Annotated in this window: 21 protein-coding genes; 11 read left to right on the plus strand and 10 right to left on the minus strand. The window is 28.6% G+C overall.

What is annotated here, in order from left to right; translation table 11 throughout:
- Positions 1 to 69 precede the first annotated feature (69 nt).
- From JYG23_RS01225 to hflK (JYG23_RS01265), 9 genes are all read right to left on the minus strand, one after another.
- Positions 70 to 1407, minus strand: coding sequence for a TldD/PmbA family protein (locus tag JYG23_RS01225; protein ID WP_207236645.1), 1338 nt, complete (start codon positions 1405 to 1407; stop codon positions 70 to 72).
- Between the two features lie 2 nt (positions 1408 to 1409).
- Entirely contained in the window at positions 1410 to 2795 is a 1386-nt protein-coding gene (locus tag JYG23_RS01230) for a TldD/PmbA family protein (RefSeq protein WP_207236646.1), read from the minus strand.
- Positions 2796 to 2852: 57 nt separating this feature from the next.
- On the minus strand, positions 2853 to 3146 hold the full coding sequence (locus tag JYG23_RS01235) for a hypothetical protein (RefSeq protein WP_207236647.1): 294 nt from the start codon (positions 3144 to 3146) through the stop codon (positions 2853 to 2855).
- A 10-nt stretch (positions 3147 to 3156) separates the two neighbouring features.
- Entirely contained in the window at positions 3157 to 3381 is a 225-nt protein-coding gene (locus tag JYG23_RS01240) for a DUF3343 domain-containing protein (RefSeq protein ID WP_207236648.1), read from the minus strand.
- A gap of 27 nt (positions 3382 to 3408) precedes the next feature.
- Entirely contained in the window at positions 3409 to 3915 is a 507-nt protein-coding gene (locus tag JYG23_RS01245) for a hypothetical protein (RefSeq protein ID WP_207236649.1), read from the minus strand.
- 71 nt (positions 3916 to 3986) lie between these two features.
- Complete coding sequence (locus JYG23_RS01250; protein WP_207236650.1) at positions 3987 to 5888, minus strand: cation-translocating P-type ATPase; 1902 nt, start codon at positions 5886 to 5888, stop codon at positions 3987 to 3989.
- Between the two features lie 8 nt (positions 5889 to 5896).
- The gene (hflK, locus tag JYG23_RS01255; RefSeq protein ID WP_207236651.1) at positions 5897 to 6850 is read right to left on the minus strand and encodes a protease modulator HflK; all 954 of its coding nucleotides are present in this window, start codon (positions 6848 to 6850) and stop codon (positions 5897 to 5899) included.
- 8 nt (positions 6851 to 6858) lie between these two features.
- On the minus strand, positions 6859 to 7737 hold the full coding sequence (gene hflC, locus JYG23_RS01260) for a protease modulator HflC (RefSeq protein WP_207236652.1): 879 nt from the start codon (positions 7735 to 7737) through the stop codon (positions 6859 to 6861).
- A 19-nt stretch (positions 7738 to 7756) separates the two neighbouring features.
- Positions 7757 to 9889: a protease modulator HflK gene (hflK, locus tag JYG23_RS01265; RefSeq protein WP_207236653.1), complete on the minus strand. Its 2133-nt coding sequence runs from the start codon at positions 9887 to 9889 to the stop codon at positions 7757 to 7759.
- A gap of 537 nt (positions 9890 to 10426) precedes the next feature.
- Between hflK (JYG23_RS01265) and JYG23_RS01270 the strand changes: the two genes are divergently transcribed.
- From JYG23_RS01270 to JYG23_RS01320, 11 genes are all read left to right on the plus strand, one after another.
- On the plus strand, positions 10427 to 12325 hold the full coding sequence (locus JYG23_RS01270; protein ID WP_207236654.1) for an LTA synthase family protein: 1899 nt from the start codon (positions 10427 to 10429) through the stop codon (positions 12323 to 12325).
- Positions 12326 to 12364: 39 nt separating this feature from the next.
- Positions 12365 to 14524: a DUF5693 family protein gene (locus JYG23_RS01275; RefSeq protein WP_207236655.1), complete on the plus strand. Its 2160-nt coding sequence runs from the start codon at positions 12365 to 12367 to the stop codon at positions 14522 to 14524.
- Complete coding sequence (gene csaB, locus JYG23_RS01280) at positions 14521 to 15576, plus strand: polysaccharide pyruvyl transferase CsaB (RefSeq protein ID WP_207236656.1); 1056 nt, start codon at positions 14521 to 14523, stop codon at positions 15574 to 15576. Before JYG23_RS01275 ends, csaB begins: the two co-directional genes overlap by 4 nt.
- Positions 15577 to 15586: 10 nt before the next feature.
- Complete coding sequence (locus JYG23_RS01285; protein ID WP_207236657.1) at positions 15587 to 16354, plus strand: WecB/TagA/CpsF family glycosyltransferase; 768 nt, start codon at positions 15587 to 15589, stop codon at positions 16352 to 16354.
- Between the two features lie 29 nt (positions 16355 to 16383).
- Complete coding sequence (gene fsa / locus JYG23_RS01290; RefSeq protein ID WP_207236658.1) at positions 16384 to 17031, plus strand: fructose-6-phosphate aldolase; 648 nt, start codon at positions 16384 to 16386, stop codon at positions 17029 to 17031.
- Between the two features lie 24 nt (positions 17032 to 17055).
- Entirely contained in the window at positions 17056 to 17868 is an 813-nt protein-coding gene (locus tag JYG23_RS01295; protein WP_207236659.1) for a transketolase, read from the plus strand.
- Positions 17868 to 18797, plus strand: a complete 930-nt coding sequence (locus JYG23_RS01300) for a transketolase family protein (protein WP_371818619.1) — start codon at positions 17868 to 17870, stop codon at positions 18795 to 18797. Before JYG23_RS01295 ends, JYG23_RS01300 begins: the two co-directional genes overlap by 1 nt.
- 146 nt (positions 18798 to 18943) lie before the next feature.
- Positions 18944 to 19378: a protease complex subunit PrcB family protein gene (locus JYG23_RS01305; RefSeq protein ID WP_207236660.1), complete on the plus strand. Its 435-nt coding sequence runs from the start codon at positions 18944 to 18946 to the stop codon at positions 19376 to 19378.
- Positions 19379 to 19632: 254 nt separating this feature from the next.
- A complete protein-coding gene (ftsE, locus tag JYG23_RS01310; RefSeq protein WP_207236661.1) occupies positions 19633 to 20319 on the plus strand; it encodes a cell division ATP-binding protein FtsE in 687 nt (228 codons plus the stop codon).
- Positions 20309 to 21211 carry a permease-like cell division protein FtsX gene (gene ftsX, locus JYG23_RS01315; protein WP_207236662.1) on the plus strand — a complete coding sequence of 301 codons (903 nt, stop codon included), beginning with the start codon at positions 20309 to 20311 and terminating at the stop codon, positions 21209 to 21211. Before ftsE ends, ftsX begins: the two co-directional genes overlap by 11 nt.
- A gap of 9 nt (positions 21212 to 21220) precedes the next feature.
- Positions 21221 to 22354, plus strand: a complete 1134-nt coding sequence (locus tag JYG23_RS01320; RefSeq protein WP_207236663.1) for a murein hydrolase activator EnvC — start codon at positions 21221 to 21223, stop codon at positions 22352 to 22354.
- A gap of 74 nt (positions 22355 to 22428) precedes the next feature.
- Here the strand turns inward: JYG23_RS01320 and JYG23_RS01325 are convergent, their stop codons facing one another.
- Positions 22429 to 23979, minus strand: a complete 1551-nt coding sequence (locus JYG23_RS01325; RefSeq protein ID WP_207236664.1) for an ATP-dependent metallopeptidase FtsH/Yme1/Tma family protein — start codon at positions 23977 to 23979, stop codon at positions 22429 to 22431.
- Between the last annotated feature and the right edge of the window lie 49 nt (positions 23980 to 24028).

A 24028-nucleotide genomic window follows, 5' to 3' on the forward strand; every position in this document is an offset into this window, starting at 1 on the left:
AAACGAGCACATAAATTATTATGTGCTCGTGGTTTATACTTTATTAACTATTTATGTTGTTTGTTACTATTATTCACCAGCAACAGCTAAACCTTTAAATTTGATAGAAGGACTTCCAATGTATGATTCACCAGGTAAACCAAATTTTAAATCATTAGCTATGTCTTCAATGCTTTTTATCATCTCAAAGAAATTGCCAGCAACAGTAATTTGTTCTACTGGATGCTTAATTGTACCATTTTCAATCAAATATCCAGATGCAGATAAAGAAAAATCTCCCGATATTGCATTAAGTCCAGCATGTAATCCATCAAGTCCAGTTATCAGCAAGCCTTCTTTAACACTATTCATTATATTTTCCAATGAATTATTACCATTTTCAATATAGAAATTAGAAGGACCTATCCTAGAACTACCAAGAGAGTTACCTGTTGTTTCAACATTATCTTTTTTAGCAGTTTTTAAATTATATAGATAGCTTTTTAATATTCCTTTGTCTATTAGTTTTTTATACGTACAAGCTGCACCTTCAGAGTCATATGATCTTGATGCAAGGCCACATTCCATAAATGGATCATCAACTATTGTTAACATGGAAGAAGCTATTTTTTTATTTAACTTGTCTTTAAGCAATGATAGATTTTTTTGAACATTTTCAGCTGAGAAAATAGATGTAAGTGAACTAAGCAAATCACCCATAGTTTCATTTTTAATGATAATTGGATAATTACCTGATTTAATACTTTTAGCACCAAGCATCGATAAAGCTTTTTTAACAGCTTCAGTAGCCATTTCTTCTGGGTCTAATTTTGAAAAATCTCTACCGCATGCAAAAGAATAGCTAGATTTTATTTGTTTTCCATCATTTGCAACAACACCTATGTAAGATAACACATAGTTACTTTTATTTTGTAAATTCAAACCTTTTGTGTTGGCAAGGATAGATTCTTCAGTCCCATCAATATACATACAATCTTGAACTTGAACAATTCTTTTGTCTAATGAGTATGCAATTTCTTCTGCTTTTTTTGCAAAGTTAATCTTGTCTATATCGGATACTTTTTCTGAATTTTCGTTATATGTATTAACACTTGTATAATTTTTGGAGCCTGCAAATATTTCAACCTCATCGCTTGAACTTATGATTTTTGCATTTTCTATAGCTTCATTTACAAGCATTTCAATAGATGTTTCATCAATTTTTTCTGTATATGAGTTACCTAATTTACCATTATATATTACTTTAAGAGATAGCTTGTTATTATCACTTAAACTGTAGTTATCAATTTCTTGCTTAAATATTCCTATGTCAAAAGAGGTATCACTATTATAGGATATTTCCATATCCTGAAGACCAAGTTGTTTTCCATATTGAAAAATTTTATCGATTAATATTTTCTTTTCCATAATTATTCCTCTCTTCCTCCTACAGTTATTTCTGAAACTCTAATAAGCGGCTGTCCAACATTTGTTGGTACACTACCACTTGATGAACCACACATACCTTGTCCATATGATAAATTATCAGATATCATATCTATTTTTTTAAGTATTTCGGTTCCTTTGCCAATAAGTGTAGCACCACGAACTGGAGTAGTTATTTTGCCATTTTCTACTAGATATCCTTCTAGTACTGAAAAGTTAAATTCACCTGTACTTGGGTTAACACTACCACCACCCATGTAACGAGCATAAATACCACGTTCAGTATTTGCAAACATATCTTCACGCTTAGAATTACCAGAAGCAATATATGTGTTAGTCATTCTAGAAGTAGGGGCAAACTTGTATGATTGTCTTCTTCCAGAACCAGTAGAGGCATGTCCCATACGTCTACCATTCAATCTATCAATCATATATCCTTTAAGTATACCGTTTTCTATTAATACATTTTTTTGAGAAGGAGTTCCTTCATCGTCTATATTTATTGAACCCCATTCATTTGGTAAAGTACCATCATCTATTGCAGTTACAACGTCTGATGCTATTTTTTCTCCAACTTTACCTGCAAATACAGATGTTCCTTTTGCAACACTTGTTGCTTCAAGGCTATGACCACATGCTTCATGGAATATTACTCCACCAAAACCGTTGTCTATAAGTACAGGAAATTTACCACTAGGACAGTAGGAAGCATTAACCATAGTTTTAGCTATACGTGATGCTTCTTTTCCTAATGCTTCTAAGTCATAATTTTCAATAAATTCAAATCCTCTCATAGCACCAGGTGCAAGATATCCGGTTTGCATTTCACCGTTTTTACTGGCTACTGAACTGACAACAATTCTATTTCTAACTCTTGTGTCTTCCTTCCATAATCCTTCAGAGTTTGCAACCATAATATGTTGGTTGTGGTCAAGGTGAGTTACAGAAACTTGGCTAATTACGTCATCATAATTTTTAGCAGCGTCATATACCTTTCTCATAGCTTCAACTTTTTTTAACTTAGAAACTTTATCTGGATATTTAAGGATTTTGTGATTGTTAATTACATCTGATTTTATTAAATTCAATGTTAAATCATTGTGGCAACCAATCATTGCTTGAGCGGCTTTTTTAGCTGTCTTAATAAGTGTTTCTCTATCAGATTTGTTCGTAAAAGCGTATACACTATTAAATCCTTTGTATATTCTAATACCTACACCATAATCTCTTCCTGAAATTGTATTTTCAACAATTCCACCAATTAGTGTTATTTGACTGTTTGTCCTATCTTCAACAAAAATTTCAGCGAAATCTCCGCTAGTAGACAATGCAGCGTTTAACACATCTTCAATAAGTTGTTTGCTTAACATAATTTTGCTCCTTTTGAATAATTTATGTAAAGTTTTATTACATACTAAATTATAAAGTTAGTTAGATTTTTTATGCTTTTTATCCGTTCCATCATCAACTAATTCTATTTCTAATTTATCAAAAAATACTTCGTCTACGAAATCATCTTTTTTAAAAGTTATTCTTTTAAACTCATCAAATTCTTGTGCATGCTTAGTAAGCCAAATAGGTGCACTAATGTCAAGTTTATAGTAAATTTGATTAAAGCATTTTTTTCTTTTTTCATTTAAGCTTATATTTTCATTGTTTTGTATATCTATTGAATCAATCATTTTATTATTTATGATTGTTTTAGCCCATAACCTATACATACATTACCACCTAATTATATTCGTAAACATTATCATAATTTACATTGTTATTTCTACATATTTTCATTATATTGTTTTTTATACTCATATCAAATTTTCCACACATGCCACAGCTTGTGCTTATTGACCTTGGTACAGGTATAATTTTTACTTCCATATTGTTTGTTTTCATAAGTTTTTCAAATTGCATAACAAACGTTATGGATTTAAATGTCATTAGACAATAGTTGTTCATTTATTTCTCCTAAGCTAAATATTAAAATTATTTCGTAACTATATAAGAACCTCTAACCATTAATATAGCATCGGTTTGTGCTAAAACACCACGACCGTCGTTACGTGGAACGATTATTAAGTGATTTTTTTGTATTTCTACGTCTTGTTTGATGTCTGAAGCCAATGTAACATCTGATAAACCACCAAGATCACTTGCAATTGCAGTTACTGTTCCAGCTCTAAGAATAATTTCAACTCCGGCACCAGCAATTAGCTTCTCACCAGCAGCTAAATTAACTACTTCCAATGTAGTAGTACTTTCATCAGAATTTTCTAATTTTTTATTAAGTTCATCAATTGTTGCTTGGTTTTCTTCAGTAGTCTTTTGTATTTCTTCAATTTTATCTAATTTGTACTGACTAACTAATTCATTAATTCTTTGATTTAAATAGCTTAAAACAATTATTGGATCGGTGTTATCTCCAGGGTCCGCACTTATTGGTAAACACAAAACTAAAGCAATTACAAGAACTAATAATATTATTTTTTTCAAATCTTTCCTCCAACTAATCTATTTTATAATATCTATTTTATAATAGAGCGTTCGTAAAAACAACATATAAATTATTTTATATCATTATCATTAATTATTCTACTACTATTTATTAGTACAATAAAAGCCCCTATATTGTGTAAAAATGCTCCGAAAATTGGTGTAACTATTCCTGCTCCAGCTAAAAAAATCATAATTAAACTGGTGGTAAAAGATAAAATAATATTTTGATAAATAATATTTTTAGTTTTTCTTGATAACTTTATTATAAAGGGTATATTATTTAAATTATTGTTCATTAAAGCTATATCTGAACTTTGAATGGCTGTATCTGAACCCATTGCACCCATAGCAATGCCAATATGTGCCTCAGACAATGCAAGAGCATCGTTTATACCATCACCAACTACTCCTACAATATAATTTTCCTTAGCTTCTTTTACAATAGATAATTTCTCCTCCGGCAATAGTTCACTATACATAATATCTGCACCAACTGCATTTTGGATTTTTTCTGCTGCTAGGTTATTATCGCCAGTTAATATACATGTCTTTTTTATTTCCAATTTTTTTAATTCTTGTATAGCTTCACTTGCTTCGTCTCTAGGAGTATCTTTAAATATGATACAACCTATTATATTTTTGTTTTTTATAACCCAATTTGTAGTTCCAGTAGATTCATATTCATCAGTTAAATCATAGCCCAATGACTTAATCCATCTATAATTGCCCAAAATAATTTCATTGTTGTTTTTAGTACCAATAACACCTTTCCCGATTATTTCATTGACTGTATAATCTTTATCAAAGTTTATATTTTTGCAAAGTTTAACAATAGATTTTGACACGGGATGCAATGAATTGTGTGCTACGCACGCTGCAATTGAAATAAGTTCATCAAATGTTTTTGCAGTTTGAAGATAATAACTATTTGCAAGCATGTCTCCATTTGTTATAGTACCTGTTTTGTCAAATACTATATAATTTACTTTTGATAAATACTCTACAAAAGATGAATTTTTTATTAGGATACCTTTTTTTGTGGCATTTGACAATGCAGCTATCATTGGAGCAGAGCTAATTAGCATATGACCACATGGACAGCTAACAACTAAAACTGCTATTGCTCTAGAAATATTTTGAGAAAAAATCCATACAATGATTGATACAACAATTGCTAGTGGAATATAGTATTTCATGAATTTATCAACTATGTGCGTTTCTGGTAATTTAATATTTTCACCATCTTCAAGTAGTTTAACTATCTTTTGAAACGAGGTATCTTCAAATTGTTTATTTACTTTTACTCTTATTACTCCTTGTATGTTTGTAGTACCTGCATAAACCTTATCTCCTACTACAACAGTTTTGGCAAGTGGTTCACCTGTTAAAGATTTTTCATCAATACTTGAAATTCCGTTAACAACTTCACCATCTATAGGCAAAGCCATACCTGGCATAATAACTATTACATCATCAATTTTCAATGATTTTGCATCAACATTATTTGTTTTACCATCTGTAAATAGTATAGCAGTAGATGATTGCATCTTTTTCAAACCTTCAATTGCTTCTCTGCCACCCATAATACTCTTTTCTTCTAAAAAGTGTACAAATGTCAATATTACAGGTATTAGTATTGCAACTGTATATTGATTATCTAAAATGGCAACAATTATGGCGATTGAAACAAGTATTTCCATTGAATGTTTCAGTTCTTTATCAATCAGTCCTTTGATTGCAGTAACAAAAATAGGTACACTTATAACTATTATTCCTAATATGTATATGAAACTTGTTACAACAGTTTGATCTTTAAATAATTTTGAATAAATTATTCCAGAAACTAAAAACATTAGGGCAAATAGCATACCGAGTATATCTTTCTTAAATTTTCTAATTTCTTTATTTGTCATATAATGTTTATCATAGTTTTTTAAAGAATCTCCAACCATGTTTTCTATATCTTTCATAACTCCTCCTAAGGCAATACTATAACTGGGGATTTACCATCTGGAACTATTATAGAAGTACCCATCTTGTCAAGTATTTTAATTACCCTTTGCCTGAAAACACTATTAATTACCGAGCTTTCATTTTTGGTATATTGTTGATATAATCCATTGAATTCTGCTATTTCTTTCTTTGCTTGTGATATTTTTTCAAATTGATTTGTTTTAGCTGTTTGTAAATAATTATTAGCATCTGCTTCAGATTTTAATATTGTAACCTCTCTATATTCCTTAGCATTTTGAATTAGAGTTTCTTTTTTAACTGAAGCATTATTTACTTGTTCAAAATACTCTTTTGCTTCAGCAGGAGGTATGATTTCAGTCAATTCAATATTTGTAACTGAAACTCCACAATCTAATTGGTGTAAAATCCTTTGCGTATTGTTGATTAAATCAGAAGACATTTGCGATTTGCCACTTGTCAAAACACTATCAATATCTAAGGATGATATTATTGATGTTAATTCACCACTTACAACGCCATCAATTAATTTATCTATATACTTATAATACAATGCATATCTAATTGGTTCATCTATAACATATTTTAATTTAGCATTTATAAATACGATATTTGAATCACCAGTTATTAAGTATCCATTACTTTTTATATCATCAGATATAGTTGCTCCATAAGAATAATGCGTTTTAATATTTTTTTCTTGTACAGTTTTAACTGGTACTTTTATTACTTCATCAATAAAAAAAGGTAAGGCAAAATGTAAACCTGGTTGTTTTATTTGTTGTTGTTGCGTTACACCTACTAATTTACCAAATCTTAAAACAACTGCTACTTCATTACTTTCAACTCTAAAAATACCTGAAAGCAAGATAAGCAAACATGCACCTGCTATAATCCATTTAAAATACTTTATTATATATACTATTATATTAGTAAAATTATCAAAATTTTTATTATCCATAACATCACCTAATTTAAATTTTCAATTATATCAAATGGAGAATCCTCTTGCCTCATTATGATAACTGTATTTGGATTCACTGAATTTTCAAGTGCTATCAGTTTTTTTAAGAATATAAATAGCTCTGAATTTTTATCATATGCTTCACCATAAAGTTGGGCAATTTGTTTCTCTGTTTCAGCATCTATTTGTGCTGCTTCTATTTGACCATTTGACAATATTTCTGCAGCATCAGCATTTGCTTGACCTTCTATTATAGCTGCATCTCTATTTCCTTCTGAAATAAATTTAGAAACATATTTTTGTCTATCGGCTATCATTTGGTCAAATACACTTTGAATATTTGCAGACGGTAATGCTAACCTTTTTATTTTTAATGTACTTATATTTATTCCATAGTTTTCTAATGCAGCAGTAGAAACTTGCTTTTCTATTTGCTTTGATATTTCATTTATTTTTATGCTTTCCAAATCTGTAGAAACCAAAGCAGATAATTTATAGTTTCCAAGTACACTGTTTTTTATATTTGCAACTAAATCATTCAAATGCTTTTGAGCGACAAAAGTATTTTCTACACTAGTATAATATTTTTCTGTATCACTAATATTCCATACTAAATATGTTTGTAAAATAATATTTATTTTATCATTAGTCAATGTTTCAGTAAATCCTGAATCCATATATTGATTTCTCTTGTCATATACAATAACTTTATCAATAGGTGCTGGTAATTTAAAATGCAATCCTGATTCTATATATATATCCTTTATTTCTCCAAATCTTGTTACAATCGCACATGAACCTTCTCTTACTGTAAATGTAAAACCAGTAACTATAACTATTAATATAAATAGAATTAAAAATATCCATTTTAGTTGTTTTTTCATTTTTATCTCCTTTTACATGTTATTCATTAAGTATAATTGGATTTTGTGAACCATATATATATCTGGACAAATCATCTCCTATATTGGGAGAAAACACATATACTTTTTTATTCTTAATAATTTTCTCATAAGTATTTAGATATTTGTTTAGCCTAAAGCTAGAAGGATTAATTTTGTACGCTTCTAATGCTGCATAGTACACAGCCATTTCTGTTGAGGCTTCTGTTACTCTTTCTTTTTGTTTTTTTTGTGCGTTAATAATTGATGTTTCACTAGCTTGTTTAGCCTCTATTATTATTTTTTCTGCTTCAGTTTCTGCTTTTGTTATAATTGCTTGTTTATCAATACTTGCATTGACAACTTTTTGGTATACATCAGCAATTTGAACTGGTGGATGTATACTTTCTATTATTACTTCATTAACTTTTAAACCAAGTTTGCTTTCTTTACTAAATTCAGACAATTCTTTCTGTAGAGACATTGATAAATTACTTCTATCTATAGTTAAAAATGTATCTAAAGTAGTATTAATAGTTCTATTCATTAATATTTCATATGCTTTTGCGTTTAACATTTCTTCAGGTTTTGAAAAATTTGTTAAATATGTGTATAAATCATCTATATAGTACATTAATTTAACATTGATGGATATTAACTCATTTCCGTTTCCCAAAAGCAAACTATATTCTCCTCCGTCATGTTGCTGTGTCCATAGAAAATCTGTTGATTCTGAGGATTCATATCCAATTTGCATGTTTTTAATTCGTTTCACATCGTAAATTTCCACTTTTTCTATGGGCCAAGGAAATTTAAAATGTAAACCCTCGTTTACAACAGAATCTTGTGAAATTTGTCCAAATCTATATACTATAGCATTTTGATATGGTTTTACGATAAACAATGATGTGGCTAATAAAATAGTTATGCATATGCCTATTGCAAATACTGGAATTGTTTTTGCTATGTACTTTAAGCTCCAAAGTGATTTTAGTGATATACTAGTGTAGCTTTGTATAACATCAAAGATATTTTCTTGAGTTTTTGAATTATTTGTTTGCAAGTTAATATCATGTCTATGTAAGAATGGTAAAATATTATAATTAAATTCTACCAATACATTTTTCTTTATTACTGATAAAACAAGTGATACAGTGAAAGAAAGTGTCAAATATGTTGCTATAATTGTAAAAATATAGGGTAATGCTTTTATAAAACTAATTTTCAACATAATATTTAATGATATTGTGACTGCTGTAATTAAACACATTACTCCGGAAATAAGCAATATATTTGAAATAAATGTATGTGCTTGCTCATCTTTTTTCTGAATAAAAATTTTTCTAATTACTAGCAATGCACAAGAAGAAATTAGTATAATAGAAACATGTGTGTATGAGTATGTAAAGTAACTTATGCTCCATTTTAACGGATAATCTATATAAAAATTTTTTATAAAATTCAAACTAACAAAAAATAATATTAACAAATATGCTATTACAATAATATTTTCTGCTTTTGATTTCTTGTCTGTATCAATATTTTGTTGCGTATCATCTTTTTCATATTGTATATTGTGCAAATTTGTAGCTACATCTTTAGCGTCGTTTTCGGTTTTAGTATCAATTGTTTTGGTTTTTTCTTCTATTTTTTCATCTGCAAAAATATCTTTCTCTTGTTTAGTAGCTTCGGTTTTTAATCTTGTAATTCTATCGATAAACTTAGTTATAATATTGTTAGTTTTATCTGTTTCATTAAAATTTTCTTCTTCGAATATACTACAATTATTTTTCTTTGCTTGTTCTTTACTCATATTGTCATGTGTATCTTTAGTTTTTATAGTCTCATAGTATTTTTTTTGATCTTTGCTATCTACATTAATTTTATTTTTACTATATTCATCATTTTTGTCATCTTCATCACCAAATAGTATTATATTTTTTAAATAAATGAAAAATGCTATTAATAAAAGCAATTTAAACATATAAAATAAAATACTTGATAATTGACTTAAAATTATTGATGTTCCACCATACAATGATATTATTTTAATAGTAGAAATAACAAAAGCTAAAATTATTATTGGAAGAAAATTAAGATTTCTAATTTTTTTATCTTTAGTTATTTCATTTTTATTATCATTTTCATTCTTCATAATTTATACCTTCACACCTTCTTTAAATATGTAAATATTATTGCTAGAATCATTGGGTTAGTACTCTCTAACTAAAATAATATAACATTATATAATATAAATGTCAATATAACTGATATATGCAAAAAAATTTTTAGTTAATAATATTCAGTTTTATATATCTAGATGTAATAAAACAAAAAATGTAGAATATTAGGGAAGATAGAATATGCTAAATGCAAAAGTAATAAAGATATGTATATATTGTTTAGCAGAGTAATGATATAATAGTATAAAAATATAAGTGTTAAGGTTACTAAAAAACAAAAATCTATCCATGCCCATAATATATATATATATAAATTAATTAGCTGAGGTATTTATAAAAATTAAATAAAACAAAAGTTTTTTTAATTGATTAAATCATTAGATTTATTAAAATCAATAATAATTCAACAAATAAATTTATTGATTTTTTAATGTTCGTATGGTAATGTATACTGTGTATATTTAGATATATTTACAAAAAAAGATGAATTCGAATGATTGGAGCGGGATATGAAAAAATTTAAACAGTTTATGATTAATAATAATTCTATTATTATAGATATTCTATATTATATTTACTTTATAATTTCAATTTGTGTAAAGGTATTTTATTTGCAATTTACTACAGGCTTAAGTATTAATAGTTCTTATTACCACGATATAAATGTAAATGCTATACGCGCAGCGATGTGTATTGTACTTATAATTTTTTCTTTGTTTTTCTTGATATTTAAGAAGAAAAGAAATGGTGCATTATTTGTAGTTAATATTATACTAAGTGTGTTGTTTTTAGCAGATACGTTGTATTTTAGATATTATCAATTACCTTTAAGTGTATCACTTCTATATCAACTAAAACTAATTAGTGATATTGGAGGTAGCACAGGAAGCTTATTTAAAATTAAAGATATTATATTTTTTATAGATTTACCTGTATATATAATTTTTGCATTAACAAAAAGAAAATTCAAGAAAAATTATCCTGTAAAAGTTATAAAAAGAAGATATGCCTTTGTAGCATCTATTATTATTTTTGCCGCTGCATCACTTATGTTTAATAATATTTATAAAAATGTTAATGTTTCATTGCATGCGTATGATAGAAACTATGCAGCAAAGGATTTAAGTATATTATATTATCATTACTATGATTTTAAAACATTTATGGATGATGAGATACAAAGAAAGAAGGCTGTGACTGATGAAGAAAAAGAAACAGTCACAAGTTATTTTAAAAATAAAAACAATGAAAAAATTAAAAATCCGTTGTACAATGGTATAGCAAAAGATAGAAATTTGATAATTGTTCAAGTTGAGGCATTGCAGAATTTTGTTATTGAAAAAACAATCAATGACCAAGAAATTACTCCATTTTTAAATGCTATGATAAACGATAAGGATACTATATATATGGATAATATTTACCATCAGGTTGCAGGTGGTAACACAGCAGATGCAGAGTTTTTGGTAAATAACTCCTTATATCCAGTTGGTTCGGGTGCTGTATACTTTAGATATCCAAATAATTTATATAATTCTTTACCAAAAGCCATGATAAAAAATGGTTACAAAACATATGCAGCACATGCTTATAAACCATCATTTTGGAACAGACAAAAATTCTATAGCAATGTTGGATTCGAAACGTTCTACCATTTATATTCATATGATTTAGATGAAATAATTGGTTGGGCTGTAAGTGATGAATCGTTTTTTAGACAAACACTAAATAAAATTAATATAGATGACAAGTTTTACTCTTTTAATGTAACACTAAGTAGCCATCATCCTTATGATGCTTTTATTGGTATGGATAACTTAGATGTTGGAGAATATCAAGGCAAACAGGTAGGAAATTATCTAAAGGGTGCAAGATATGATGATTATGCACTAGAAAAATTATTTGATATGTTAAAGGAAAAAGGATTATATGACAATTCTGTCATTGTAATTTACGGAGACCATTCAGCTATATTTGAAGATCAAGCTAGTGATTTAACTAAATTCTTAGATATAGAGTATAACGATTATAATTGGAAGAAAATTCAGCAAATACCTGTATTTATTCATGTTCCAGATAGTGATATAAACCAAAGAATATCTAATATTGGAGGTCAAATTGATATATTGCCAACAGTAAGCAATCTTTTAGGTATAGATATGCCTTATGCTTTAGGTAAGGATATGTTAAACCTACCAAATGGAGAGGGATACGCAGTATTGAGATATAGCTCAGTTATGACTGATAAATATATGTATTTGAACGAAACATCTACTGTTTATGATATGGAAACAGGAAAAGAGTTAAATAAAGACGAATATATTAATGATATTCGTAAAAAGTTAATTGACTTAAAGGTTTCAGACATAATAATTAATAAGGATTATTTTAGAAAAATTAACAAATAACAATTGACATTTTTTAAACATCGGTACTAAGGAGATATTATGAAGAAAATATTTAATTACAATAATTTTAATAAAGTTGCTATCATATTGATAGTTCTTAGCTTGGTAGTAGGTTTTTATACAGCTTTTCAAAGAATTTCTTTTGAAAGCAATTATAAAACTGTTGAAATTTCTATGGATTTTGAAGAAACGGAGAAGTTTGCAAATCAAACTGATTCAGACATAAAGTTTTGGTTAGACAAATTTAGTGAATTAGGGACAGAGTCAGTTGTTATTCAAGAGGAAACAATTAACTCACTTATAAAAGATGGAAAAAAAATTAAAACATATTTTGTGAGTGAATTGTCAAAAGATTTGAATTGGGAAGCTGATATGCCAACTAGACTAGTTCATGATATAGAAAATAATAAATTATCTGCTAATGATGTTATTGTTACTACAAAAGATAAAGAAGTTTTCGATTATATTGTAAAGGGATTGAAGTTGAGATATACATCGGAAATTTATGATGTTTATGAAGATAATGGTGTTAAATTTATTGTTCTTAAAGGAATTGTTGATGATGTATATTATAGTTCATCTGCAACTATATACAATGTTTTTGGTAAATCTGTTGCAAGTATTAAAAAAGTTGTAGATTCAAGACTTTTAAATATAGGTATTGGATATTCAGAAGAAAAAATTAATTTAGCAAAAGATAGTAACTTAGATGTTATTTTAAGACCGATAAATTATCCGAGATTTACTGGAAATCTAGTAGAGGCTTATCAATCGGAAAATGAAAAATACGGAATTATCCCAAGAGTATACTTAGCTTATGGTAAAGAAATTTTGGGATATCCTGAAAACACTGATGAATTTAAAGAATTTGTTAAAGAAAACAATATTAGCTCTGTTTTAGTTGAAACTGGAACTCAAAGAGAAAACTTAAAGCAAAAAGGGTTGAATGAGTTAGTTGAAGATACTAATTATGAAACTGTTAGAGCATTTACTATGTGGGACTGGATAAGACAAAAATATCAAGTCTATGGGTATAATGGAGCAGAAGAAATAGAAAATTCTCTTTACAGAGCTGTGACAGAAAGAAATATTAGATTTATATTGTTTAAACCGTTCTTTGAAGGTAGTAATAAGTATTTAACTGATGTTGATGAGTACGAAAGAACATTTAATTCATTATCAGATAGATTAGATGCTCATGACATGTCTTTTGGTAAAGCTAACCCTATAACTGATTTCCACGTTGGTAATTTAAGACTTGGAATATTGTGTGTCGGTGTTGCTTTAGCAAGTGTGTTCTTGTTTAATAGTGTTTTTAAAATCAAAAATTTATTTGGCAAAATATTATATTTACTAGCATTATGTTCTTTCTTTGCACCTTTTGTTTCAAGAAATTTATCATCAACTTTATTTGCTTTATTGGCAGCTATTGCATTTTCAGGGCTTGCAATATACTATTTTATGTCAATGATTAAAAAAATTAAAACAAGTAATAAAAACTTAGGCACTTTACAGGTTATACTAAAGTCTACTATTATTTTAGTTGTGACAAGTTTATTAAGTTTATTTGGTGCAATATTTATAGTTTCAATTTTAGCAGATGTAAAATATATGTTAGAGCTAGATATATTTAGAGGTGTAAAAGCGGCTCAATTGATGCCAATATTGATATTCTTATTGATTTTAATTATACAATTTATCAATAATAATTCTAAAAATAATAACTTAAGAAAAACACTAAGTCCAATTAAAAAGTTATTAGATGCTAATATAAAAGTCTATTATATCATATTGGCTGGAATATTGATGGTTATTGGTTATGTATACATTGCTAGAACAGGTCATGAAACTAATGTGCAACCATCTGAACTTGAGTTAATTATAAGAAACTTTTTAGAGAATGTGCTTATAGCAAGACCTAGAACCAAGGAATTTTTAATAGCATTTCCCGCTTTATTTGCTGCAGTATTTGCAGCGAACAAGAAAATTCCGTTTTTGACTGAAGTAAGTATGCTTTTAGCAGTTATTGGAACATCTTCAATAATTAATACATTCTGCCACATTAGAACGCCTTTATATCTTTCTATTGATAGAACATTTATTTCAATAGGTTTTGGTATAATTATTGGCTGTATTGCAATAATTATATTAAATGGTATTTATAAAATTTATACAAAGGTACAGGAGCGATTAAATTGAAAAATATACTGTTAGCAGGATATTATGGTTTTGGAAACTTAGGGGATGAAGCAATACTTGAAATGTTTTTAGAATTATTTAAGAATAGCAAAAACATTGATAAAGTTACCGTTTTATCTGGAAATGCAACAGAAACAAAAGATAAATATAACGTAAATGCAATTGGTAGATATGATATTGCTAGTGTGTTTTCAAATTTATTGAAATCAGATGTTCTAGTTTTTGGTGGCGGCAGTTTGCTGCAAGATGTAACTAGCAAAAGAAGTATCTATTATTACTTATCATTGATTGTTTTAGCTAAAATGCTAAGAAAAAAAGTTATATTGTTAAGTCAGGGAATTGGACCTATTCATGAGTCTAATTTCAAAAATGTTGGAAGAGTGTTAAAAAAGGCAGATATAATTACAGTTCGTGATTATAAATCTATAGAGATATTGGAAAGCATGAATGTTAAAAAAGAAAGAATAAAGTTTTCGGCAGACCCAGTTATTGATTTATGCTCTGAAAGTAAAATTTTTAAAACAAGTGGTAAGAAAAAGGTTTGTTTTTCACTTAGAAACTGGAAAGACCTAGATTTAAAAAATGATGTTTGCAATGTAGTTGAAAGATTATATAAAAATGATATCGAATGTACTTTTATATGTTTTCATCATAATATAGACTCTAAGCTTTTAGAGGAGTTAGAAGAAATATTAGGAGAAAAGGCAATATTTATTAAAAATAGATTATCCACAAAAAATGTATTAGATATAATTAAAAACATGGATGTACTTGTTGGAGTAAGATTGCATGCTTTGATATTAGCGGCATCAGCATTTGTACCATTTATTGCATTATCATACGATCCAAAGATTGATGAGTTCTTAAAATGCTTGGATTTAGAATCATTTACTGATATGAATCATGTAAACTCAATTGATAGCGATGCATTGTATGGTGAAATTATCAATAAAATTAACAATAAAGACGAAGAACAATTAAAGCTTGAAAAAAGTGTTAACGAATTAAGAAAAACATTGGATGTAAATGTTAAAATAATAGAAGATATTTAGTGGTGATGAGATGGATAAAATTAATATTATGGGTACTAGAATAAATAATATCAATATGGAAGAAGCAGTAAAAATGTGTGATGATACGATTGACAATAACGAGAAATTTATCATATATACACCGAATTCTGAAATTATAATGATTGCAAAAGATGATGATGAGTTTAGAAATTTACTAAATAATTCTGATATAAATATACCTGATGGTATAGGACTTATATATGCTTCTAAAATAAAAAAAATGCCTCTAAAAGAAAAAGTGGCAGGATATGATTTATCTTTTAACCTTATAAAATTAGCAAATAAGAAAAAATTAAAATTATATATAGTTGGTGGTAAACCAGGTGTAGCACAAAAGGCTGCTCAAAAGATAAATGAAAAGTACCCGAATGTTAATGTGGCTGGTACAAATGATGGATACTTTAAAGGAACACACTTAGGTATGCCAGGCCACGAAGAGGAAAAAAAAGTAATACAAGATATAAATTCTAAATCGCCAGATATATTATTTGTTGGATTCGGAGCTAAAAAGCAAGAGCAATGGATTGAGACAAATAAAGATAAAATAGATTGCAAAGTTTTTATAGGTAATGGTGGTACTATTGATGGTATAGCAGGAAATGTTAAAAGAGCACCTGATATTTTCATTAAGCTTGGTTTGGAATGGTTTTATAGATTAATGAAAGATCCATCTAGGATTAAAAGACAGATACTTTTACCTAAATTTATGTTAGCGGTTATGTTTGGCGGCAAAAATGTTGTAAAAGAATCAAAATAAATTAATTATAAATTATATTGGAGGACTTTATGAAACTATTTATTGATACAGCAAATATAGAAGATATTATAAAAGCAAATGATATGGGTATAATATGTGGAGTAACTACAAATCCTACGCTAATTGCAAAAGAGGGAAGAAATTTTCACGAAACAATAAAGGAAATAGCATCAATAGTAGATGGACCAATTAGTGCTGAGGTAATAGCTACTGAATCAGACAAAATGGTAGAAGAAGCGTTAGTATTAGCAGCGCTTCATAAAAATGTTATTGTAAAAATACCTATGACAGATGAAGGACTTAAAGCAGTAAAAATTCTTTCAGCTAAAAATATTAAAACAAATGTTACTCTTATATTTTCAGCAGCACAAGCTTTACTTGCAGCTAAAGCTGGAGCAACTTATGTTAGTCCATTTGCAGGACGTTTAGATGATATAGGATTTGATGGTATTAAATTAATTGAAGAAATAGTAAGTATATTTGAAAACTATAATGCTATTAATACTCAAATCATTGCTGCTAGTATCAGAAACCCTATACATGTAACACGTGCAGCTGAAGTTGGCTGTCATATAGCAACAGTACCATTTAAAATATTAAATCAAATGTTAATGCATCCTTTAACTGACAAGGGAATTCAACAATTTTTATCTGACTGGGAAAATAAATTTAATTAAATAAATACTATTTTGGAGGAAATTATGAGTTATACACAATTAGAAAACATAGCTACTAGTATTAGAAGAAGTATAGTTCAAATGGTACATGATGCATCAAGTGGACATCCAGGTGGTTCATTATCAGCTGTTGAAATTGTAACATATCTATACTTTAAAGAAATGAATATCAATACACCTGATGATGAAAACAGAGATAGATTTATACTATCAAAGGGTCATGCAGCACCTGTATTGTATTCGACGTTAGCTGAAAAAGGGTTTATAGATAAAGAATCTTTAAAAACACTTAGAAGAATTAATTCTAAGATGCAAGGTCACCCTGATATGAGAAAAGTTAGTGGAGTTGAAGTTTCAACAGGTTCATTAGGTCAAGGATTGTCAATTGGAAATGGTATGGCAATGGGATTTAAAATGGACAAAAAGCCTAACAGAGTATTTGTATTATTAGGTGATGGAGAGATACAAGAAGGCATGGTTTGGGAAGCAGCAATGTTTGCTGGACATAATAAACTAAACAATGTTACAGCTATTTTAGACCACAATGGTCTACAAATTGATGGTAAAAATGAAGATGTAGTAACTGTAGAGCCTTTAGATAAAAAATTTGAAGCTTTTGGATGGCATGTAATAAAAGTAGATGGACATGATTTTGTAGCTATTGAAAATGCTTTTGAAGAAAGAAAAAAAATAACTGATAAGCCTGTAATGATAATTGCACAAACAGTTAAAGGAAAAGGCGTATCATTTATGGAAAACAATCCAGGATGGCATGGTAAGGCTCCTAGTGATGAAGAATTACAAATTGCTTTAAATGAATTAGGAGGTACTAAATAATGGCTAAAGTAGCAACTAGACAAGCATATGGTGAAGCTCTGAAAATATTGGCAGAAAAAAATCCTAATATAGTAGTATTAGATGCTGACCTTTCAAAATCAACTAAGACAGCTGAATTTAAAAAGGTAGCACCTGAAAGATTTATAAATGTAGGTATTGCTGAACAAAATTTAATTGGTACAGCAGCCGGATTATCATTAAGTGGAAAAATACCTTTTGCAAGCTCATTTGCAATGTTTGCAGCTGGTAGAGCTTTTGAAATAGTTCGAAATACTGTTGCATATCCGAAATTAAATGTTAAAATTGCGGCTACACACGCAGGACTTACTGTTGGTGAAGACGGCGCGTCTCATCAAGCATTAGAGGATATAAGTATAATGAGAAGTATACCAAACATGGTAGTGTTAAATCCTGCTGATGGAGTTGAAGCTAAAAAAGCAGTTATTGCTGCAGCCGAATACCAAGGACCTGTTTATATAAGACTTGGTAGAGCTGCAGTTGAAGAAATATTTGATGATAGCTATGATTTCCAAATTGGCAAAGGTGTTGAATTAGTTAAAGGTGATGATGTAAGTATCATTGCTACAGGTATACTGCTTGAAAAAGCATTGAAAGCATCTGAAATATTAAAATTAGAAGGTATCAATGCAAGAGTAATTAATATTTCTACAATTAAGCCTATAGATGCACAATTAATAATCGATGCAGCAAAGGCAACAAAAAAAATAGTAACTTGTGAAGAACATAGTATTATAGGTGGACTAGGAAGTGCTGTTTTAGAAACTATTTCAGAAGAGTGTCCAGTTCCTGTTATTAGAGTAGGCGTGAAAGATACTTTTGGTGAATCTGGAAAGCCAAATGAATTATTAGAAAAATATGGTCTAACAGAAAATGATATAGTTAATGCAGTTAAGAAGTTATGTAAGTAATAAGAAGTATAAAGCTCATATACAAATTGAAAAACTTTGTATATGAGTTTTTTATTTTTGAAAATTGTACATAAATACCTTTAAATCGAATATAGATATTACTAGAATGTTAGTAGCATTACAAATAAATATTCGAGGGAGGATTTATGAAAAAAACTATTGGGATAGTTATAGTAATTGTTATAGTGATAGCACTCGTTTACTTCTTTATATTTTCAAAGGATAGACCGAAATCTATCGAATTTACACCTGTAGAAGAGGAAGATATTCCAGCACAAATAGCTGAGATACTTCCAAACTATAGAATGAAGGAAAAAGCTTTAGTATGTAAAGTAAATGATGAAATATATGTTGTAGTAACTAGGGGAGAAAAAGCTTCAGCAGGTTATGAAGTTGAAATTAAAAAAATATATTTAGAAAATGTTGATAATGAGATGACAGTTAGAGTTGTTGCAGAGTTTACTGACCCAAAACCAGGTGAAGTCCAGGCTCAAATATTGACATATCCTTATACAATTGTAAAGACAGAACTAGAAGAGTTACCAACAAAAGTTGTACTTGATAAGGAATACAAAAAATAGTGTACTTAATTCTTACAGAAAAATAAAACTATAGCTGTTTTAATATAGTTTTATTTTTTTGTAATTATATAAAATATTACTTTTTAATATATTTTTACGTTTTTTTTAATAATAAGGTAGAAAAAAATATTAAAATAAGGTAAAATAAATATAAAAGTAGAAAAAGTATTAATAATAAGTTTAAAAATGATATTAAGTAAAATTTTGGTGGTTGGTAAATTAATAATATATAATATTATAAGATGAGGTGTGGAATGTTTGAATTTATTGATGTTAGTAAGATATTTAAAAAAGAATTTCTTGCTATAAATAAGATAAATCTTAAAATTGAGCAAGGTGAATTTGTTTTTTTAGTTGGAAAGAGTGGAGCAGGAAAAAGTACATTAGTTAAATTGTTGTTGAAGGAAGAAAATCCAACAATGGGAACTATATTATATAAAAATGAGGATATAACGAAAATTAGAAGAAGAAACATATCAACGTATAGAAGAAACATAGGTTTTGTTTTTCAAGATTACAGATTGTTGCCCAAAATGACAGTTTATGAAAATGTTGCATTTGCAATGGAGATAATAGGTACAAGCCATAAAACAATTAGAAGAGAAATACCAACAGTTTTAAGCATGGTTGGACTTAGTGATAAATCCAAATCATATCCAGATGAATTGTCAGGTGGAGAAAAACAAAGAGTTGCAATTGCAAGAGCTGTAGTAAACAGACCAGAAATAATTATCGCAGATGAACCTACAGGAAATCTTGACCCTGAAACATCGCAGGAAATTATGAAGATATTTACAGAAATAAATAGAAGAGGAACGACTCTTATAATGGCAACACATGACAAAGATATTGTCAATAGGCTTCACAAGAGAGTTGTTGAGCTAAAGAAAGGTGCAATAATAAGAGATATCAAATCAGGAGGGTATGCAAATGAAGGCTAAAAAATTTAAATATATTATGAGACAAACCTTCCAAAGTATATGGAGAAACAAGCTTATGGGCATTGCATCAATAGGTTCGGTAACAGCTGTTTTGATAATACTTGGCTACATACTTATGATTGTATTAAATGTTAATAATGTTGCAATGGTTACAAAAGAGGAATTTGACCAAATTGTTGTATATATTAAAGATGAATCTACCGAAGATGAGATTAAAAAACTTGGAGAAGAACTAGAAAAAATAGATGGAGTCCTAACTACAGTATATAAGCCAAAGGAAGAAGCATTAGAAGAATTAAAGGGTGAATGGGGAGATGAGGCATCCCTTTTAGAGGATTTGAGAAGAAATCCCTTGCCAAATTCTTATATCATTCAAGTTAAGGATGTAATATATTCTGATTCTGTTATTTCAAAAGTTAAGCAGTTAGAAGGTATTGAGAGTACAAGATATTATCAAGAAGCAGTAAAAAGCTTAATATCTATTTCTAATATTCTTAAAAAAATAGGTGTTATTGTTACTTTAATACTTATTTTGATTAGTATATTTATTATTTCGAATACAGTCAAAATTACGGTTGTATTTAGAAGAAAAGAAATTGAGCTAATGCAATATATAGGAGCTACCAATGGGTATGTAAGAGGACCATTCTTAATTGAGGGTATAATATTAGGAATTCTAGGTTCTTTAATTGCAATAGGTATAATTGCTTTTAGTTACAATTACTTTACTGACTATATGACAAACTATTTCGCATTAGTATCAGGTTTTTCAAATTACATTATTAACTTTAATATGATTTTAAAAGATATTGTAATTATATTTTTGACTATTGGAACTGGCATAGGAACACTTGGCAGCTTGATATCACTTAAAAAATTCTTAAATGCATAGAGGTGGAAAATGAGATTTAAAAGAGCAGTTTCTTTAGCTTTAATTTCTGTATTTGTATTACTGTTATTCAATCCAATAGATGCAAATGCAAGTATTTCAAGCTTAGAACAGCAAATAAGAGAAAACAACCAAAAGAAACAAGAATTAGAGAAACAAAAGAAAGAGCTTAAAAATGAAAAAAATGAGACATTAAAAGAGATTAGGTCATTAGATATAGAAATTGACGGCCTAAATCTAGAGGTTGAAGGCTTGCAGCTTGAAATAGACGATTTAAGTAAAAAAATAGAAGATAATGGAGCATCTGTTATACAGCTTGGCAAAGAGATAGATGCTAATAACATAATATTGGAAAAGAGGCTTAGAGCTACATACAAGCAAGGCGGTACGGGATATTTAGAGCTTATATTAAAATCAGATAGCTTATCTGAAGCACTTACCAGAATTGATATGATACAATTAATTCTAAAAGATGATGTTGAGCTTCTAAAAAGCATTGAAGTGCAAAAAAGTAATGTAACCGCATTAAAGCTTCAACAAGAGGAAGAAAGAAAAGAAATTGAAACTATTAAACAAAATCTGTTGACTAAGCGAAATGAAATTTCTTCAGCACAAAACAAAAAAGAAAGTTATATGGTTAGTTTGGAGAGTAACATAAAGGAAATGGAAGCTCAAGAAGCAAGACTTGAACAGGTAAATGCAAAGTTTGAAAAACAAATTCAGAAACTTCAGCTTGAAATGGAGTATGCTGGTGGTGAAATGAGTTGGCCAGTACCTGGTCATTATAGAATTACATCACCTTTTGGAGGAAGACGTCACCCTTTATATGGCTATTGGTCTTTTCATAGAGGTATTGATATAGCTTGCTATTATAAGACAAATGTTGTAGCTGCTAACTCTGGAGTGGTAATGGTTGCTGGTTGGCACTATTCATATGGTAATTATGTAATCATAGACCATGGTGGTAAAATTTCTACTGTTTATGGTCATAACACAAAGCTTCTAGTTAAAGCTGGACAAAAGGTTACAAAAGGTCAGGTTATTGCACTTAGCGGTTCAACTGGAGAGTCAACAGGACCACATGTACACTTTGAGGTAAGAAAAAATGGAGCTGTAGTTGATCCAATGCCATATGTAAAAAAATAAACTATATAATAAATAATATAGCACACTATTGTTATGAAATAACAATTAGTGTGCTATTTAAATGTACTTATATTTTAATTTGCTTGTGCTTTGTGATTGAATTGGTCAAATATAGTATCTAACATTTTAGAATCAATTGTTTCATGTTTAAGTAAGTAGTTCGCTATATACTCTATTAGTGATTTATTGTTTTTTATTAAAATTAATGCTCTTGCATATAATTCTTTAGATAATTCAGTTGCTTCTTTTTTTATTGGTTCTGCAAAATATTTGAAAAGTTGTTCATCAACAAATACATTTTCTAATTCCTTGCTCATACCATAGCTGCAAATAATTTCATAGGTTATATTGGTTGCTTCTTTTAAATCACTTGAAGCGCCTGATGATATTTCCCCAATAAAAACTTCTTCAGATGCTCTGCCTGCCAAAAGTATAATAATTCTATTGTATAGTTCGTTTTTAGTGTATAAATATTTATCCTCAATAGGAAACTTTATAACATAACCTAATGCTTTATCTCTTGGAATAATTGATACTTTTTGAATTTTATCTATATCTAGTATTTTAGCTGCAATTGCATGACCAGCTTCATGGTATGCAACGGTTTTCTTCTCTATCTTGCTAATAGTTGGGTTTTTAATTTCTAACCCTGCTGCAATTTTTTCAATTGCAAACTCAAAATTTCCCTGTATAATTTTTTTGCTTTTATCTCTTATTGCTTTAAGAGCAGCTTCGTTTGCTATATTTGCAAGTTGTGCACCAGAAAATCCATGGGTTTTGTTGGCTATATCTGATAATGATACGTCTTTATCAAGTGGCTTGTTTTTAGTGTGAACTTCTAATATTTTTAATCTAGTGTTAAAATTTGGATTTCCAACATAAATTTTTCTGTCAAATCTTCCTGGTCTTAAAAGTGCTTCATCCAATAAGTCTAGTCTATTGGTTGCAGCTATAACTATTACATTATTTGAGTTATTAAATCCATCTAGTTCAACTAGAAGCTGATTCAAAGTTTGGTCTTTTTCATTGTTGCTTTCAGAGTTGCGCTTGCTGCCTAGAGCATCTATTTCATCAACAAAAATGATACTTGGAGATTCTTTTTTTGCCTTCTCAAATAGTGTTCTAACTCTTTTAGCTCCAACGCCTACGTATTTCTCAACAAACTCAGAACCACTTGCGTATATAAATGTAGCTTTTGCTTCACCTGCTATAGCTTTAGCAAGTATAGTTTTTCCAGTACCAGGCGGACCATGTAGTATAACACCACGAGGTACTTTTGCATCCATTGCTGTGTATTTTTTGTCGTCATTTAGGTAGTCAATTATGTCGTCAAAGTCTTCTTTTATTTCTTCCAACCCTGCAATATCATCAAAAGTAAATTTAGAAACTTCAATATCAGTTTTTTTCTTTTCGAAGTTATTGATAGAGACTGGTTGCTGATCAGAAATGTCGGTGTAATTATCATTACCTTTTTTTGATTTAAAGTAGTAACCTATCAGCATTATAGAATATACTAATAATGGTATAAATAATATTAGTGGTAATTCAAAAAATTTCGATAAAATAAATAAGATAATATTGTAGCAAACAAATATAAAAGATAGAAGGTAAAATCCTTTTTTCATTTTAGCTCCTTTTGATAATTATAGTATAATATTCTTTTATTTATAGAGT

The sequence above is a fragment of the Sedimentibacter sp. zth1 genome, assembly GCF_017352195.1.
Classification (GTDB): Bacteria; Bacillota; Clostridia; order Tissierellales; family Sedimentibacteraceae; genus UBA1535.